This is a genomic window from Desulfoluna sp. CYM3A (assembly GCF_056829965.1).
In genome coordinates this window covers 4,208,998-4,224,175 of sequence record NZ_CP186556.1, presented here as the reverse complement: position 1 = coordinate 4,224,175, position 15,178 = coordinate 4,208,998, and the positions used below count along the sequence as shown (strand labels likewise).

16 protein-coding genes and 1 pseudogene are annotated in these 15,178 nt (G+C 54.0%); 14 read left to right on the top strand and 3 right to left on the bottom strand.

Annotated elements, in window-relative coordinates; all coding sequences use genetic code 11:
- Nucleotides 1-416: 416 nt before the first annotated feature.
- The 11 genes and pseudogenes from ACOYW1_RS21385 to ACOYW1_RS21335 all read left to right on the top strand — a co-directional run bounded on the left by ACOYW1_RS21385 (nucleotide 417) and on the right by ACOYW1_RS21335 (nucleotide 7,672).
- Complete coding sequence (locus ACOYW1_RS21385; RefSeq protein WP_482419655.1) at nucleotides 417-656, top strand: hypothetical protein; 240 nt, start codon at nucleotides 417-419, stop codon at nucleotides 654-656.
- A 299-nt stretch (nucleotides 657-955) separates the two neighbouring features.
- On the top strand, nucleotides 956-2,299 hold the full coding sequence (locus ACOYW1_RS21380; protein WP_482419654.1) for a hypothetical protein: 1,344 nt from the start codon (nucleotides 956-958) through the stop codon (nucleotides 2,297-2,299).
- A 57-nt stretch (nucleotides 2,300-2,356) separates the two neighbouring features.
- Nucleotides 2,357-3,558: pseudogene (locus ACOYW1_RS21375) on the top strand (lipopolysaccharide biosynthesis protein).
- Entirely contained in the window at nucleotides 3,540-3,800 is a 261-nt protein-coding gene (locus ACOYW1_RS21370) for a hypothetical protein (protein WP_482419653.1), read from the top strand. Before ACOYW1_RS21375 ends, ACOYW1_RS21370 begins: the two are co-directional and overlap by 19 nt.
- A 280-nt stretch (nucleotides 3,801-4,080) precedes the next feature.
- Complete coding sequence (locus ACOYW1_RS21365; protein ID WP_482419652.1) at nucleotides 4,081-4,410, top strand: hypothetical protein; 330 nt, start codon at nucleotides 4,081-4,083, stop codon at nucleotides 4,408-4,410.
- Nucleotides 4,411-4,465: 55 nt separating this feature from the next.
- The gene (locus ACOYW1_RS21360; RefSeq protein WP_482419651.1) at nucleotides 4,466-4,915 is read left to right on the top strand and encodes an asparagine synthase-related protein; all 450 of its coding nucleotides are present in this window, start codon (nucleotides 4,466-4,468) and stop codon (nucleotides 4,913-4,915) included.
- A gap of 156 nt (nucleotides 4,916-5,071) precedes the next feature.
- Nucleotides 5,072-5,299 (top strand): hypothetical protein, encoded by a 228-nt coding sequence (locus ACOYW1_RS21355; protein ID WP_482419650.1) that lies wholly within the window; start codon nucleotides 5,072-5,074, stop codon nucleotides 5,297-5,299.
- Between the two features lie 61 nt (nucleotides 5,300-5,360).
- On the top strand, nucleotides 5,361-5,621 hold the full coding sequence (locus ACOYW1_RS21350; protein WP_482419649.1) for a hypothetical protein: 261 nt from the start codon (nucleotides 5,361-5,363) through the stop codon (nucleotides 5,619-5,621).
- 31 nt (nucleotides 5,622-5,652) lie between these two features.
- Entirely contained in the window at nucleotides 5,653-6,108 is a 456-nt protein-coding gene (locus ACOYW1_RS21345) for a hypothetical protein (protein WP_482419648.1), read from the top strand.
- Nucleotides 6,109-6,513: 405 nt separating this feature from the next.
- Entirely contained in the window at nucleotides 6,514-7,101 is a 588-nt protein-coding gene (locus tag ACOYW1_RS21340) for an exo-rhamnogalacturonan lyase family protein (protein WP_482419647.1), read from the top strand.
- A gap of 124 nt (nucleotides 7,102-7,225) precedes the next feature.
- The gene (locus ACOYW1_RS21335; protein WP_482419646.1) at nucleotides 7,226-7,672 is read left to right on the top strand and encodes a hypothetical protein; all 447 of its coding nucleotides are present in this window, start codon (nucleotides 7,226-7,228) and stop codon (nucleotides 7,670-7,672) included.
- A 24-nt stretch (nucleotides 7,673-7,696) separates the two neighbouring features.
- On the opposite strand, the gene ACOYW1_RS21330 is transcribed toward ACOYW1_RS21335, so the two are convergent.
- Entirely contained in the window at nucleotides 7,697-7,900 is a 204-nt protein-coding gene (locus tag ACOYW1_RS21330; protein ID WP_482419645.1) for a hypothetical protein, read from the bottom strand.
- Nucleotides 7,901-8,273: 373 nt separating this feature from the next.
- Here ACOYW1_RS21330 and ACOYW1_RS21325 point away from each other — a divergent pair, with 373 nt between their 5' ends.
- Nucleotides 8,274-9,098, top strand: coding sequence for a hypothetical protein (locus ACOYW1_RS21325; protein WP_482419644.1), 825 nt, complete (start codon nucleotides 8,274-8,276; stop codon nucleotides 9,096-9,098).
- On the opposite strand, the gene ACOYW1_RS21320 is transcribed toward ACOYW1_RS21325, so the two are convergent.
- Together ACOYW1_RS21320 and ACOYW1_RS21315 are read right to left on the bottom strand one after the other, a co-directional pair.
- On the bottom strand, nucleotides 9,065-9,643 hold the full coding sequence (locus ACOYW1_RS21320; RefSeq protein ID WP_482423787.1) for a CPBP family intramembrane glutamic endopeptidase: 579 nt from the start codon (nucleotides 9,641-9,643) through the stop codon (nucleotides 9,065-9,067). The two genes, ACOYW1_RS21325 and ACOYW1_RS21320, sit on opposite strands and share 34 nt — an antisense overlap.
- A 430-nt stretch (nucleotides 9,644-10,073) precedes the next feature.
- Complete coding sequence (locus ACOYW1_RS21315; protein WP_482419643.1) at nucleotides 10,074-10,793, bottom strand: PEP-CTERM sorting domain-containing protein; 720 nt, start codon at nucleotides 10,791-10,793, stop codon at nucleotides 10,074-10,076.
- Nucleotides 10,794-11,544: 751 nt separating this feature from the next.
- Between ACOYW1_RS21315 and ACOYW1_RS21310 the strand changes: the two genes are divergently transcribed.
- Both ACOYW1_RS21310 and ACOYW1_RS21305 read left to right on the top strand, forming a co-directional pair.
- Nucleotides 11,545-13,788: a tetratricopeptide repeat protein gene (locus ACOYW1_RS21310; RefSeq protein ID WP_482419642.1), complete on the top strand. Its 2,244-nt coding sequence runs from the start codon at nucleotides 11,545-11,547 to the stop codon at nucleotides 13,786-13,788.
- 257 nt (nucleotides 13,789-14,045) lie between these two features.
- On the top strand, nucleotides 14,046-15,086 hold the full coding sequence (locus tag ACOYW1_RS21305) for a hypothetical protein (protein ID WP_482419641.1): 1,041 nt from the start codon (nucleotides 14,046-14,048) through the stop codon (nucleotides 15,084-15,086).
- Nucleotides 15,087-15,178: the final 92 nt, after the last annotated feature.

Below are 15,178 nucleotides of genomic sequence, written 5' to 3'. Positions count from 1 at the left end.
TATTTTTACAAGAACACCGGCCGAGTCCGGCTTGACCTGATCATCAAAAACGCCGAATGGCATCCAAGTCGGTCAAAATCTTCGAACCCCTTCGCATTGAAGTCGCCATGATGGTCTTGGCCTCTAGTATTTTTCTCACCGGGCCGGGGGCCGAGTCCCACGGTTCCATAGACGGGACCGCCTACCTGTACCAGGGCTACAGCAATCACAAGTATGCGCAAGTTCGGGCGGCACCGCCACGCTCAGGCAGCGTCTGGTCCCCGATGTTGGCCTAAGGTTGCGAACTGGGATTCGGTGATTCTCCCTCCGGGATGAGACCCACTACAGCGAAGGCTTCGGGGCCATGCATTCGGCAGTAAAACAGATCAACTGCGGGATCCGCAATCTTTACTGGCATGTGGCCCGCAGGGTTTACCATGGAGGACGACGGTGACCTGTTCATTGATATTTTCAGCCCGTGGAATTCAAAAGACGATATCGGGTTTGCTTTTTTTGCCCATGACAAACGGCAGGTGGTGCTGGAGTCTTTAAGCTACGCCCGGCGACCGTGGGCAGACCTTTTACACCATACAATACCCCCTCACCGGGAGGGCGGCATTTCAGCATTACAAGGACACCGGGGCCGTCTATTACGAAAAGAGGCTGGCGACCCATGAAGAGACGCGGAGGTTCCTGGCCGAGATCGGACTGGAAAGCTATGAGATCGCTAATGTAGACAACATGCGCAGGTATTATGGGTGGGGGCAGGGCGGAGGCCCCAATCAGTATGATGTGAATTTGTGCCAGTACCTTCACTACCTGCAGACAGGCAACGGCGGTGCATTTTTGGCTGCCCAGAACATGGACCACCACAAGATGTTCGGAGTCAACACGGCATTCGGATGATTTTGATTGACGCTGACGGACCCGGACTTTTTCCCAACGTGAATACAATCAACCTCCGGATCAGGAGAAATTGTCCTTCAATTTTAAATTTTTCGACAGGGAGCACACCCACGATGTGTCTGTTCCCATCGGGTATTTCCTGACCGGTGACGAGTCCTTTTACGAAGCATGGAAAGACCACGGGGAGTATACTCTTTACGATCAGGGTTCCGGCAAAGGCGCCGTCGGGAGTTACTACGACGGGACCACCTATGTGGGGTATCCCCGCATATTTTCTAGAGCCCTCAGGCGTGCCGGGGCCTTTGGTCTCTATGCCAGTACGGATATCTGGCGTGAGAAGATGCGCCTCATGGTCGGGAATTTCATGGGCATGAGGGCGACGCCTCTGGATGACCATCAGGACGGGTGGGATCTGGATCGCGGTTTTTTTTATATGCGGCAATCCGCGAGCTGCCCGGAAGGTGTCAGGTGCAACAAGGTGTTCATGGCATACGATATTTTCCCCAACTCGTTCTGGTGTTATGCTCCCGAGGCTTTTGACGACCCCCTGATGTACGACGATTTTCGGGATTATCTCCTTGGGATGGCCTACCATTGCCTGGCGGAGATCGTACCCTTGGAGTTCCCGACGTATGAAATTTTTTTGGATACAGCCAATGCGTCGGCTAAAAAGGGGGAGTACCCCCTTTCGTTCCTGATGGCCCTGGGGTACGAAATGACGGGCGATGACGCCTTTTTGATCCAATACAAGTCTCATTACAAGGCGATGCTGTCTGACCAAAGCGAAGAGCGGATCTACTCTCCCTATTCGTCAAAATTTATCCATGATTACTACAATCGAGACGTGGTCGCAGGCTATGTGACCCCTGTAGGCAATGGGCGTGTGGATATGGGAAACTCCAGTGCGGCATCTGTTTCGCGCCACGGCTCCGTGTACAGCCTTACATGGAACGCCCCACTGGACGGGATCCATGGGTACCAGCTCAAGGTTGCTCCGGTGCCCATGGTGGAAAATCTTAACTTCGATCAGGTAGCCCGATCCTACCAATATCACCCGGACTTGTATGATAACTACTGGGCAGCACTGAACGTGGACAATGAACCGGTGCCGAAGCAGAAGAGGGGGGATGCCGAGTCTGTCTCTGTGGATGTTGCGCAGGTCATCAGCGCTTACAATACCAGATATGGCCTGTCTGAGGGCGACCCTGCCTACCGGTCGTATGACCCGTCCATCGATTACTATTTTGCCGTAAAGTACAGCAAAGTGGCTCCCGTTGCCCACGAAGTATGGTTTCTGTACCCTGTCCATAAAGGCCAAAACTTAAAAAAAAGGATTATGGGCTTGGAAGGCCCGGTTTCATCGCAAATCACTCCTTTTTGTCTCTCATACCGGAGCATGCTTGCGGCGTTTTGAATCGCATCGCCCGAGGTGACTTGCCTCATTACCTACCCCAAGGATACTTTTCGAAACATGAGTTTGAAAAACAAGGTCCTCCACTCACTGAAATGGCTCACCATCGGCAAATTCATGGGCCAGGTGTTTACCTGGGCCGTCACCATTCTGGTGATCAGGCTCCTGTCGCCCTCGGATTACGGGTTGATGGCATCTGCCGGGATTTTTGTGGGGTTTTTGCAGCTCATCAGTGAGCTTGGGTTCGGGGCCTCCATTGTTCAGGCCAGGGAAATTGAGGATTCAGCCATTCAACAGATTTTCGGGTTTGTTATCTGTGTGGGGGCGGTGCTTTTTGCCATGTTGTTCCTTTCGGCACCGTGTATCGGGCTGTTTTTCGACAGCGACGCCCTGGTGCATGTGGTGCGCGCTCTCTCCTTTCAGTTTCTGGTGATCCCTTTTTTGACCATTCCAAAGGCCCTCATCGAAAAAGAGCTCCTCTTCAAACAGAAGTCCATCATCGATTTTTTGGCAAGTGTGGCCAGCGGGGCCACGACGTTGGTTGCTGCGCTTCTTGGCCATGGGGTCTGGGCTCTGGTGTCGGGAAGTTACGTACTGATCTGTGTTCAGATGGTAGGCTATCTTTTTGTGTCCCCCATCCGGAAACGGCCGGTGTTTCGGTTTCGTGCCATTGGGGCCTATGCCTCGTTCAGCGGGTATGTCACCTTTGAAAAAATCGTGTGGTATACCTACACCCAGTTCGACGTGATCTTGATCGGAAAGCTCTTGGGGCAGGAGTTCCTCGGGTATTACTCCGTTGCCATGCACCTCTCTTCAATTCTCCTCAACAAGATCTCCCCGATCCTTTCCCAAGTCGCCTTTCCCGCCATGGAGACCAGGTCCAGAAGGTGTCCTTCTATTTTTTAAGGACGGTGAAATTTTCAAGCCTGGTTGTGTTTCCTGTTTTCTGGGGCTTGTCGAGCATTGCCCCGGAGGTGATCTCCATTTGTGTGGGGCCCAGGTGGGACGCGGTTGTGGAGCCCTTTAAGCTGCTGTGCCTTGTCATGCCATTCAGGATGCTCTCGGTGCTGCTGCCGCCTTTGTTGAAGGGCATCGGTAATCCCGGGTACTCCCTGAGAAATATCATGATCACCTTTGCGGTGATGATGGTGTCCCTTTATGTGGGGGCCACCCGGGGAGGCGTCCTGGGCGTCTGCTACGCCTGGGTCGTGATGTATCCCACGTGTTGGCTGGGCTGGTCCTCATGCTGTCCCTGCCTCTGATCCAGATCCGGGTTGCTGCGTATCTTCGAGCAATCAGCGTGCCGTTGAGCGGCAGTGTCCTGATGTACGGGGCCGTTGCCTTCTCCGGTTTTGCCCGGGGCGTGCATCCGTATCTGTCGGTTGCCCTGCTCATCGGCATCGGCGCCTTTGTGTACGGGGTGTGGTTGTACCTATTTGATCGAACCTGGTTTTCAGACGTTTTTGCCATGCTGAAAGGTCACGTGATGATATCCCTTCCATAAACGCTCGTTTTATTGAGCCCTCGCATGCTTTTCCATTAATCATTCTTTCCATCGAGACAACCGACGGCAGACACGGCCGCACCGGTTGCTCATCACAGGATCCCTATGTCTTTATTGTTCGGTATGTATCGTTTTGGCCACGGTGACGTTTCTTTTGAGCCGTTCAAAAAAACTGTGTTGTCGGTGCTGTCTGCGAAAAATCGTAACACCACCACGTACGAAATTAAGCGGTTTTGTTTGCTGAAAGTCGATTACGGGCTGTTTTCAGACAGCGGGTACCATGCAGATGTCTCCGGTGACGTGTGTGCAGTGGCAGGCGAGCCCTTTTTCAACCACGGGACATCTTCGGATCGATACGCCCAATTGCGCGCACTGCACCATCGGTTGCAACAGGGGAGCATCCATGACCTTCCTCAACGGGTGCACGGGGACCTATTCATTGTGCGCTTATAACCGTGAGAACCACTCACTGACCCTGGCCACGGACAAAGTTGGTGTGAGGCCTCTCTATTATGTCGCTCACAATGGCACGCTCTACTTTTCAAGCTCCCTTAAGGTGATGGAGGCGCTGGAAGAGATCCCCAAGGTCCGTACTCAGGCAGTGCATTGAAAAGTGTTCGCTGGGGTACACCCTTGGGGCCAACACCATCTATGAAGACATTCGCGTGTTGAGAGACGGTGAGCACCTCAAAGCCGAGGGCGATACATGGTCCACGAACCACTACTTTAAGTGGGGCTGCTCTTTTTTCATCACCCAAAAGGACGCCGGCCAGCTTCGAAAGGAGGTGTACGATGCTTTTTTTGAGGCAGTGAAAAAACGAGCAGTTCACAGGGATGAGGCCCTTGCCTTCTTGAGCGGCGGCCTGGACTCCAGATGCATTGTCGCTGTGCTGAGTGAGCTGAATAAAAAGGTCTATGCCATCAACAGCTATGCCGCACGCGATCAGGACAACGTGTTTGCCGAGATGTACGGAACCGCTGCCCGGGTGCATCGGTATGTCTCTACAAAACGGGGAAGGACGGGTCGACAGCACGGAAAGCTCGGCATCCACCATTGGCGAGGCAGAGGCGAGGGAGCACTGGGTTCAGAGACTTCCGGCAATTTTTTCCGGTGACGGGGGAAGCGTGGGCTAGGGCAATGTGGATATCGACTCCGCGTTGAATGCGCTGATGGAACGCGATGAGTCCGCAGGTATTGAGGCATATCTCCAAGGCAAGCAATTCCCCCTGGCATATTGCGTAAAAAGCATAAAAAAGCCTTTGAGAACTCCTTGTACGAAAGTGTCTCCAGGGAGTTTGGCGAACTCAAACAGGTGGATCCGTCCAGGCGACTCTATGTTTTTCTCATGAGAAATGACCAGCGGTGTCACCTGCACGGCTACTTCGATAATATCGATGTGTACCAGAAAGAGATGCTGCTTCCCTTCTTTGACAGCGACTTTTTGGCCCTCATTGCCCGGGCACCAGTGGATGACTTTCTTTACCACACATTTTCATGAATGGCTCCGGCTGTTTCCGGCCCACTTTACCGCCGTCCCGTGGCAGACATATCCAGGGCATGTGCCCTGCGATGTCCGGTTCGAAAAAGAGCTTTCGGACCAGTGGGAGCAGAAAGCATGGGGCCGTGCCCTGGGGCACTCCCTGTCACTGCTCTCCCACCGCAAGGCCTCCTCCAGGCTGGATGCCTTTGTGCCGAAATACAAGCGATTCAGTGTGCCTCTCCTGCAGGCTGTTGCGTCTCATCGTTACGGGTATTTATCAGATATATTTCGGGATCTGTCGCTCATGTGTGCCAGGGCCACGGAAATCGATTTGTCGTAATATTTATCTTAATACACTAAGAAAGGAACCCATGATGAGTTACGATTTTGTTGTTCGGAATTGTGTTGGAACCGACAAGTATGAAAGCTGTATCGAAATTTCTGGGCCTCAAGGTGTGGAGAGGTTTTGTTTCGGGTATGTTGTAGATAAGTTTTCATGGCCAATGTTTTTCAATAACGACGGCGTGCTTTTTGGTGCAGCGGAAGCAACGTCGGATCCGTTTTTCTTCGCTCTCGTTTATGGCCTGGGAGGGTGGCAGGGGCCGTTTACTGGTGGCAATGGTACGCACTGGGTCAGCAGCAACAAGGCCATGATGAGTTTGGGGTGGACAGAGTATCCGTTTCCTGAGGAGTCAAACGGGTGCGGGCAGTGTAAGCTGACTGCATTGGACCTCGACTCTTCGGGTGTTGCAAGTGCCCTCATTGAATACGAATGGGAGGGGGGCACCAGTCATTCAGTCCATAAGAAGTGGGCCACCAGGGTGTAACGAGATCATGATGATACAGGAATTTTGATTTTCGAGTGGGACGGCCGGGTGGCCAAGTTTTTCCGACCGTCCCATAAGTGGGAATTTATTCCCCTTGTACTTGAGTCTTTTTGGGAGCATCGCTTTGATGTCAAGCCAGCGACTATTTTGGATTGTACCTCTTTTTTTGGCTGTATGCCTCATGCCCCTTACGGGGTATGGCTTATTAGAAAAGCCGATTCCCGTCATGGTCCATGAGTTGCTTCCGGAAGGTGTGTCGGGCCTTGACCGGGCAAACGACGTTGTCTCCTTTGGCATACCGGTTATGGATTCGGATGGGATCAAAGACATCGGGGCCCTTGGCCTGACCGGGGCCTCCCACTATCAGTTTCGTCCCCTGCACAGATACGGAAACGGGAACATCCAATGGGTGTTAAGTGTACAGCCGCCGGAGGATCTGGGGCCAATCACCCAGGCACTGCACAGGGGACGGGAAACAGCAAGGGGCCGAACCTGGCTCGGGATACAGGGGCAACGATCACGGTGGATACGGGAGCCGCTGTCTTTACAGTAAAAAAAGCCCATTTCAATGTCTTTGACTCGGTGCGAAACGGGGACTTTGATTATGTAAAGGGGACTGGGTCCATCACAGCCCGGAGCGGCACCAGGACCTATGCCTCCCATCGCGACCCCATGTCCACGGCCGTAATCGAAGAAAACGGTCCCGTGAAAGCCGTGGTAAGGTGCGATGGCCACCTGAAAGATGAAAGCGGCGACTGGCTGTTCGGGTATACGATGCGAATCTATTTTTATCGGGGGGCCGGGCGTACACGCCTCGATCTGATCCTCAAAAATGCCTCCTATGCATCGTACTCCATGAAAGTTTTTGAGTCGGTGCAGGTAGAGATTCCCACGACGCTCACCTCACCGGACTTTATTTTTTCAACAGGGGCCGATGAAGAGATGGGTGGTTCCGTAGCGGCGCTCCGTGACCTTGTATCAGGGGTTCAGTAATTACAAGTACGTTGAGTATATGGGCGGTGTGGATAAGCTCAAAGGAGCCGGCCGGTCCCCGATAACGGCTTGTCGGTCGTCAATGGGGCTCAGGTCATCAAGACCCTTGGTAATGAAGCGGCAAATGACACCGAAGGTTGGGGAGCGGTATCCAAGGGCAACAGACGCATCAATTTCTGGAATCCGAACCTCTACGGGATGTGGCCTGCCGGGTTTACCTGATCTGCTGATGGGGCCCTTTCTCTCGATGTCTATAGCCCTTATAATTCAAAAAAAGATATTAAATTCGCCTTTTTTGCACACGAAACCACAAATGGTTCTGGATTTTACCACTCCGGAAACCGCTCCAAGGCATTCGTTTTATTCTCTGCAATACCCCCTGTTCGGCAGAGCTGATTTTTCTCAATACGTGAGGACAAAAGCGATTTACGGTGAGGATCGCATGGCCACCGACAAGGAAGTCCGTGATTTTTTTGCCCTGGTCGGTCATGGGGACTACGAAATCTCTCAAATGTCGATACCCTTCGGCGTTATTACACCTGGGGGATGGGGGCGGACCGAACCAGTATGACCACCAGCTCTGCAAGTACATCCACTATTTGAGGTCAGGGAAGGGGGGGGCGTTTCTGGCTGCCTTGACGATTACCATCACAAAATGTTCGGCTCCACCCTCCACTCCGATGATTTTAATTTTTACATTGACGGCCCCACTTACTGGACCAACAACAACGCAACTTATCCTGAAAGTCAGGGGAAAGAGGCCTTCAACTCCAAGTTCTTCGACGATGAGCACAGCCACGACATCTCTGTACCCATCGTGTATTTCCTGACGGGTGACGAAGCCATGATGACGGCCTGGGGTACACCATGTCGAACACACAGCCTACAGGCAGGGCACCAGTATTCCAAACTGGAGCTATTATGAAGGGGTGTTTACAAGGCCCCTGACAAGGGTCATGTCCCGTGCCCTCAGGCGGCTCGGTGCCTTGTCTCAATATCTGGAAGATCCGTCCTATTACAGGTCAAGGGCCAGGCTGATGGTCCGGCAGGTTCACAGGCTACGATCCGACAGGCAGGATGATATGAAAGATGGGTGGGATTTGGACAGAGGGTTTTTCTACCTGTCGAGGGATGCAAGCAGACCAAAGCTTGAAAGATGGAACAAGCTGTTTATGACCAACGACATTTTCCCCAACAGCCTGTGGTGTTATCAGCCTGAGGTCTTTGATGACCCCTTGTACTACGAGGATTATGAAGATTTTATGCTGGGCATCGCATGTCATTCCCTGGATGAGGTGTTGGACCTGGTCCATCAGCCGTATCTCTTTGCCCTTGATAAGGCAAATTTCTATGATGAAGATTACGGCCAATACCCCCTTACCTTTCTGATGTCCCTGGGGTATGAAAAGACAGGGGATGAGACCTTTTTAAATGCGTATCAGCCCCATATCGGGCGTCTTATTACCCATCAGTCCAGGGACAGGGGATACACCCCGTATATGTCCCGCTTTATCGATTTTTACTACCATCGCGACGTGGCGGTTGGCTATGTTGAACCTGCAGGAAACGGGTGCGTGGACATGGGTAATTCAAGATCGCCCCACATTACGCGACAGGGCTCCAGCTATACCTTGAACTGGGTCACCCCAAAAGACGGCATCGCCTCGTACCAGGTGAAGTGCGCTCCGGTCCCCATGGTGGAACGTCTCCACTTTGATCAGATGACCAGAACGTTTGAGTATGATCCGGCAGAGTACGATAACTTCTGGGCCTCACTCAATGTGGCGGGGGAACCGTCGCCGTCGTCCAGGGCCGGGTCGTCCGAGACCTTTACGGTGGATGTGGCGGAGGTCATGGCGCACTACAACCAGCGCTACGAACTGGAAGAAGGGGACGCGTGTTATCAATCCTATGACCCGGACACGGATTACTACTTTGCCGTCAAGTACGCTCTCAAACCCCATTATGTGCAAACGCTGCCGTGCCCGGCCCCGTAGGAACAGCCCATACCCGTTCTGCTGCTCACGGCATGCACTTGGTATGGAACAAGCGAGGCCGGAAATTTGGTCACCAGAGGGCCCAGTGGTCCCAATGGCGGACATACAAGGCCAGGGAGACGTTGGTGACGGCGTGGGCCGATACCAGAGAGATCATGTCTTTTCTCCTGATCCAGACAGCAGACAGGAGGACCCCGTAGACCGAGCTCCGACCACTCAAAGGGGCGGTGGCCCAGGGCAAAGAAAAGGCAAGACAAAAGAACCGCCGAAAGGCTCCAGTCTCCCGGGGCGATGTCGGCCACGTTACAATCATCAAGGGCTTCACTCAAGGGCGAGTGAGAGCCCTTTTTTTTTGCTCTTTGCCACTGCAGGACCAGGCGAAAGAAGTAGCCCCGTACAAGGAACTCTTCAAAGACGGGAACCAGAAGGGTGGCGGCTGCAAGGCGGAGAAAAAAAGTCCGGGGAGTCCAGGGTGCATGGATATCCTGGGGGGCAAAGGGGATGGAGAGGCCCACCCAGAGGGCACATCCAAAAAGGCCTGCCATGGCTCCCCAGAGCATCGAGATACTGACGGACTTGGGGCCTGTTAAGGGAATGTATCGTCTCCAGCATACCGCCAGGGCCAGAGGGACAAGGAACAGCCTCAAAGCATAGATGGCCTCTTGGGATTCTGTCGTAAAGGGGATGAGGACATACAGGGCGTAAGGTGCAAGGTAGTACAGGAGGAGGGTTCGGTTGCTTGTGTGTGGTGCGCAAGGATGGACCGTTGTCTCTTTTTCCATGGGTTCCTCTGTGTTCTGAATCGATAATGCGTTGACCTGTCCTTGTTTGAGGCAATGGGGTTGCGTCGATAACGGATGGCGCTGTAGGTGAATTCTACCATGGCAGTCCGGTAAAAGAACAGCAAAGAGAAAAGGAGAATGGGGGACCCATTCTCCTTATTCTCTTGCTATTTCTCAGGCCGAACGCCCCAGCCTATTTTTTTGTGTACTTGCGCCGTCCAAGCCCGGCAAGGCCGATGAGACCCAGGCCGAGGAGAGCCAGGGATGCAGGCTCAGGCACGGGGTGAATGTCGATGGCCATGATGGCCATGTCGTCCCAGCCTCCGCCGGGACCTGCCCCGATCTGGTCGTCCAGGTAAATGCGGGCCAGGTTGGGGTCTTTGAACTCAATAGCGATGTGATCTACGCCTTTTTCACTGTCGGGGGAGTTGAGCTCCGACTTGGTATAGAATTCGTAGTCCGCAACGGGGTCGGCGTCATCGGTATAGACGCTGAAATAGAACCCGAAGGTCTGGTCGAACTTCACGGCACCGCCCGGCTCGCCAAGGGCATCGAAATCGTTTTCCGTGTTGATGTACCAGTCCATGCCCACTTTTTTGAAGAAGGCCTGGGCTTCGGATCCCACGGCGTCGGATTTGCTGAAGAGCTGGAATTTTTCCGTGATGGTCGGGGTCTCGGCTGAGATGTTATCCACGGCAAAGAGCCCGAAGTCGGCGTGGTATCCAGAGTTCTTGACCGTCATGATAAAGGTGCTCTCGCCGTCTTGGCCTGTGGTGTAATCGGTCAGGGACCAGTAGGGTGCGTCGGTCCATGAGTACCCAGGCGTGTTTTCCATGGGGACGGCGTAAACGCTCCCGGCCACTAAAAACGTGGCCAGGAAGGTGTAGACCCAGGTTTTGAGCTGGTTTTTCATGCTGCTTCTCCTTTTTTTTGTCGTAAGGTTTTGAAGGTGAGTCGTGCATCGTGCGTTGCGTTATCCAAATTCTAAGGCTCAGGGTCGTCCATCAGGTCATTCGGTAAGGGCGCAGGGTTATCGCGCCATCATTGTCGAGGTGAACGTGGCTGTCATAAAATTCGGATGAACGTTGATCGTTCGCGGAGTGCGTCGATCTTTTCGCCGAATAGGTAAGCACTATTGGTGCCAGTGTGCTTCATGACCTTCAGAATTATCTTCAACGGACGGCAAAAGCAGGTTTTTTTGACGGAAATAGCATGAGTCATAAAGATGTCTCTTTTTGTCTTCTTGTGAACCGGACCACATAGATTTCTGTGTAGTTATGTAATGGCTTTCATATTTTGCTTTTTTAAATAAAAAGATTGACACAAAGGGCGCGGGGATCATATCAATTTGGTTTGGTATTACTTGTCGTCACACAGTGAACAATCCCTGATATATAACGTGACCCGGCACCTGTATGACACCGGAGCTGTTAGCAATTCTGAAACCATAAAGTGAAAAGCCGGTATGCATAAGGGCAAGCGGTCTTCATTCCCGGTGAGCTATTTTTCCCGGCGATTTTTGCCAAAGGCATTTCCATCCAGCGGATAGAACCTCTACCGAATGATTATCAACCGACATAATCAACCGATGCCGATGAAGCATTTTCCATACTTATTACGGGGGAAGAATGATGGTATTTAAGCGTGTTGTGATGATGTTGTGTGTGGTCGGACTTTTCGCGACCGCCTGTGCCTCCGACAGCGAAAAGCGGGATGCGTATTATGAAAAGGGGCTTTCATACGTTGAAGAAGGAAAGGCGAGGGAAGCGCTTCTGGCCTTTAAGAACTGTGTCAAAATCGATCCTGGCTATTCCAAGGGATGGTACGAAATCGCGACCATCGCCATTGAGCAGGGGGACCCGAAAAGGGCGTTTCGGGCCTACCTGAAGGTGGTGGAGAAAGAGCCGGGTCACGCCGGTGCACATTTTAACCTGTCCAAGCTCTACCTGCTGGCACGAAAGACGGAGGAGGCTCGCAGGCATATTGACCGAGCCCTTGCCGCAGAACCGCAGCATATCGAGTACCTCATGGTTTCCGCCGCGATTTTTTCGGTGGATGGCCTCGTTGACGAGGCCTTGGAACTGTATGAGCAGGTCCTGACGCTGAACAAAAAGGATCCCCGCCCCCTTCTGGGCATGGCGCGCTTGAAGGCCGGGATCGGGGATTTCTCCTCCGCTGAGGCGTTCCTTCGGCAGGCCATGGCCACCGAGCCGGAGGCCATTCGCCCGCGTCTTGATCTGGTCAGCCTTCTGACACGCAGCGAGCAGTATGACAAGGCTGAAATCGAGATGAAGGCCATTGTGTCTGATCACAGCGACGATCCAGAGCTGCTGATTGCCCTGGGTGATTTTTACGTGGCACGGGAAAAATATCCGGAAGCGGAGCTTGCCTACCGGGATGCCGTTGCCAGGGATCCCAAAGCCTTTCGACCGGTGATGAAACTGGCCAGGTACTATCAGGTGAGGGACGATGCGGAGAAAGCCGAGGCTATGTATCTCAAGGCCCTTGAACTCAAACCCCAGGATGCCGGGGTCAAGGTGACGGTGGCCAGGTTTTACGCAAGTCGCGGAGACTTGGTTAAGGCTGGGGATATGGCTGCAAAGGTTCTGGAAGCCTCGCCGGGGTTTGTCCCCGCCTTGAGCCTGAAGGGGGAGCTTGCGTTGCGCGGCAGGCGCTTTCAGGATGCCTTGGATGCCTTTTCGGCTGTCATAAAAGAGGACGCGACCAACGCCGAGCCTTACTATCTGCGTGGGGTGGCCGGCATGGGGCTGGGAAAAGACGACCTGGCCAGAACAGATGTGCTCAAGGCCCTGGAGCTGAACCCGAACCACCTCAGGGCCCAGGTGGCTTTGGGCGAACTCTATTTTAAAGGGCGTGAGTTCAAGCTTGCAAAGGAGAGCCTGGAAAAGGCCCTTGCCAGGGCCCCGGGCCTGTTCAAGGCACATTTTCTCATGGGACAGGTCCTGGCCTCCATGGGCGAGCATGACAAGGCGCAGCAGGTGTACGCCCGTCTCAAGGAGGAGGCGCCGGACAATCCCGCATTGTTTTATCGGTCCGGGATGCTTTTCATGGCCCGGGGCGAGATGGATCGAGCCCTGAAGGATCTTGCAACGGCCCGTGCCGTGAATCCGGCACTCATGGATGTGTTTGGATCCATGGTGCGCTGCATGATGGCCATGGACCAGGAGGCAGAGGCCATTGCCTTGTGTCGCGAGCAATTGACGGTTGTGGAAGGGACCCCGGCTGCCACGGGCATGGTGCATTGCATGATGGGTGATATCTACGCCGAGAAAGGGGACCTGGCTCGGGCCGAGGAGGCCTACCTGGCCGCCGTCGGTGCCAGTTCAAAGATCATTCGTCCCTATTACGGGCTGGCAGCGGTCTACCACAGGCAGGGGGATACCACCAAGGTGATGGCTCAGCTCAAGGGGCTGAGCGAGAAAAAGCCGAAGGATCCCATGCCCCATGTGCTCATGGGCATTGTCAGCGAGGGCGTAGGGGATGTGGAGACCGCCAAGGCGAGCTACCGTAAGGCCCTTGCCCTGCGCGACGATATTGTGGTGGCCACAAACAACCTGGCTTACATTCTTGCCGATGCCGGTGAAGAGATCGATGAGGCCCTGGAGCTTGCCAGGACAGCCAGGAGCAAAGCCACCGACGACCCCAGCGTCATGGATACCCTGGGTCTGGTCTACTACCGCAAGGGGCTTTACGACAGCGCGATTTCCGAGTTCAGGGACAGCCTTTCCAAATTACCTGAAAATGCCCTGGTGGCCTATCACCTCGGGCTGGCCCTTCATGCCAGCGGAAGAACAGAGAAGGCACGGGTCTCCCTTGAGCGGGCCCTGGCTCTTAACGCCGACTTCAAGGGGGCGGATAAGGCCCGGGAGATCTTGGCCATGGATTGATAATCCGTGTGGTCGAGTCGTGGTCCCCGCCTGTGGCGGGGACCATTTTTTTTAAAGGCCTGCTGGCCGAATCGTTTGTCGGTTTAGCGTGGACTCGTTAACTCTTCCCCGTGGCCTGACGTGGCCTTGAGCTGAGTGAACCCATGAAATACCTTCCGTTTAAGCAAATTGTGTTTTCACTGATGTTGCCCGCCCTGATGTATGTGTGGTTTGTTCCCCTGTGTGAGAAAGGCGCTACAGCGTATCATCGGCCACGCATGACGGAGGTGCTCCTTCACAGCGACCGGTCGCTTCTGGAAGGGGAGGTTGGGGTCAAGGAGGTGGTTCGGGACAACCTCGGGCGGTATGTGGAGACGCATCTGTCCCTGGCGCTTTTTTCAAGCCGCACCATTACGGTGAGGACCGGCGGTGGTGAGCTGGTTTTTCCCGTGTCTGAGATTCAATCCTCACCCCTGGATGATCGGCAGGTTGTTGCCGCTGAGAACTACCGCCTTCTTGAAAGGGGATTGAAACTGGAGATAACCCTGTTTACAGGGCCGGATGCCCCGCTGTCTGTCATGGCCCTTGCGCTGTTCAGCATCTTGGCACTTTTGGCACTGTATCGGGTGTATCGCAAGCAGGTTCGTTACAGCTTCCTGGAGCGGATTGATCGGGAGCAGGCCATAGCCTCTTTGGAGGATGGTCAGAGGGCGGCCCAGGAGGAACTCGACACGTTGAGTGCTCGCCAGGAGTCTCTTCAGGGAGCCCTGGAGCAGGCGCGGACGGCTCTGGTGGAGTCTGCCGAGAGCCAGACGGGCATGGAGGAAGAGATCGAGGTTCTTGAATCCCTCATTGAGGAGAATGAGGAACAGCTCATTGCTCAAAAAGGTGAAATCGATCGCCTGACAAGACACATGGCCGAGCAAAAACAGCCCGTAAAAGAGAAAAAAAACGGGAAACGTGCCCACCGGGAGAAGGAGCGCATCGCAAGGCGCCTTTCAACGCTATATAAGCACCTTAGTGTTCATGATCGGGCGATTCAGGGGTTTCTGGCCCTGGATGAGTCCATGCGCCTGAAGTGTGAAGAGTTGATTCACCAGCTCAACGAAGACCCCGCCGGGGTGCCGGTGAAGCGCAAAGTCTTCGGAGGCAAAGGGCTGGACACCTTTCTGGAGGCGGAGTTTGCGTACAAAGGCAGGCTCTACTTCATGCGTCTTCCCGGGGGAAAGGCGGAGGTGGTGGCCATCGGGACCAAGAACACCCAGGCAACGGAGCTCGGCTACCTGCACCGCATCAGTTCCGGGATGAAATCGGCGTGAGGTGACCCGCACCAAGGGCATCAGGTTACCCAAAAAACAAAATAGCCGTCATTATCCGGCTTGCCTTCCATGGTTATAAAGTGGCCGGCAAA

What these genes read in the sequence shown, in the direction of transcription:
- ACOYW1_RS21385 (WP_482419655.1), top strand. Translation starts at nt 417, where the DNA reads ATGGAGGACGACGGTGACCTGTTCATTGATATTTTCAGCCCGTGGAAT.
- ACOYW1_RS21370 (WP_482419653.1), top strand. Translation starts at nt 3,540, where the DNA reads ATGCTGTCCCTGCCTCTGATCCAGATCCGGGTTGCTGCGTATCTTCGA.
- ACOYW1_RS21365 (WP_482419652.1), top strand. Translation starts at nt 4,081, where the DNA reads ATGCAGATGTCTCCGGTGACGTGTGTGCAGTGGCAGGCGAGCCCTTTT.
- ACOYW1_RS21345 (WP_482419648.1), top strand. Translation starts at nt 5,653, where the DNA reads ATGATGAGTTACGATTTTGTTGTTCGGAATTGTGTTGGAACCGACAAG.
- ACOYW1_RS21340 (WP_482419647.1), top strand. Translation starts at nt 6,514, where the DNA reads ATGGGTGTTAAGTGTACAGCCGCCGGAGGATCTGGGGCCAATCACCCA.
- ACOYW1_RS21335 (WP_482419646.1), top strand. Translation starts at nt 7,226, where the DNA reads ATGACACCGAAGGTTGGGGAGCGGTATCCAAGGGCAACAGACGCATCA.
- ACOYW1_RS21325 (WP_482419644.1), top strand. Translation starts at nt 8,274, where the DNA reads ATGACCAACGACATTTTCCCCAACAGCCTGTGGTGTTATCAGCCTGAG.
- ACOYW1_RS21320 (WP_482423787.1), bottom strand. Translation starts at nt 9,643, where the DNA reads ATGGCAGGCCTTTTTGGATGTGCCCTCTGGGTGGGCCTCTCCATCCCC.
- ACOYW1_RS21315 (WP_482419643.1), bottom strand. Translation starts at nt 10,793, where the DNA reads ATGAAAAACCAGCTCAAAACCTGGGTCTACACCTTCCTGGCCACGTTT.
- ACOYW1_RS21305 (WP_482419641.1), top strand. Translation starts at nt 14,046, where the DNA reads ATGACGGAGGTGCTCCTTCACAGCGACCGGTCGCTTCTGGAAGGGGAG.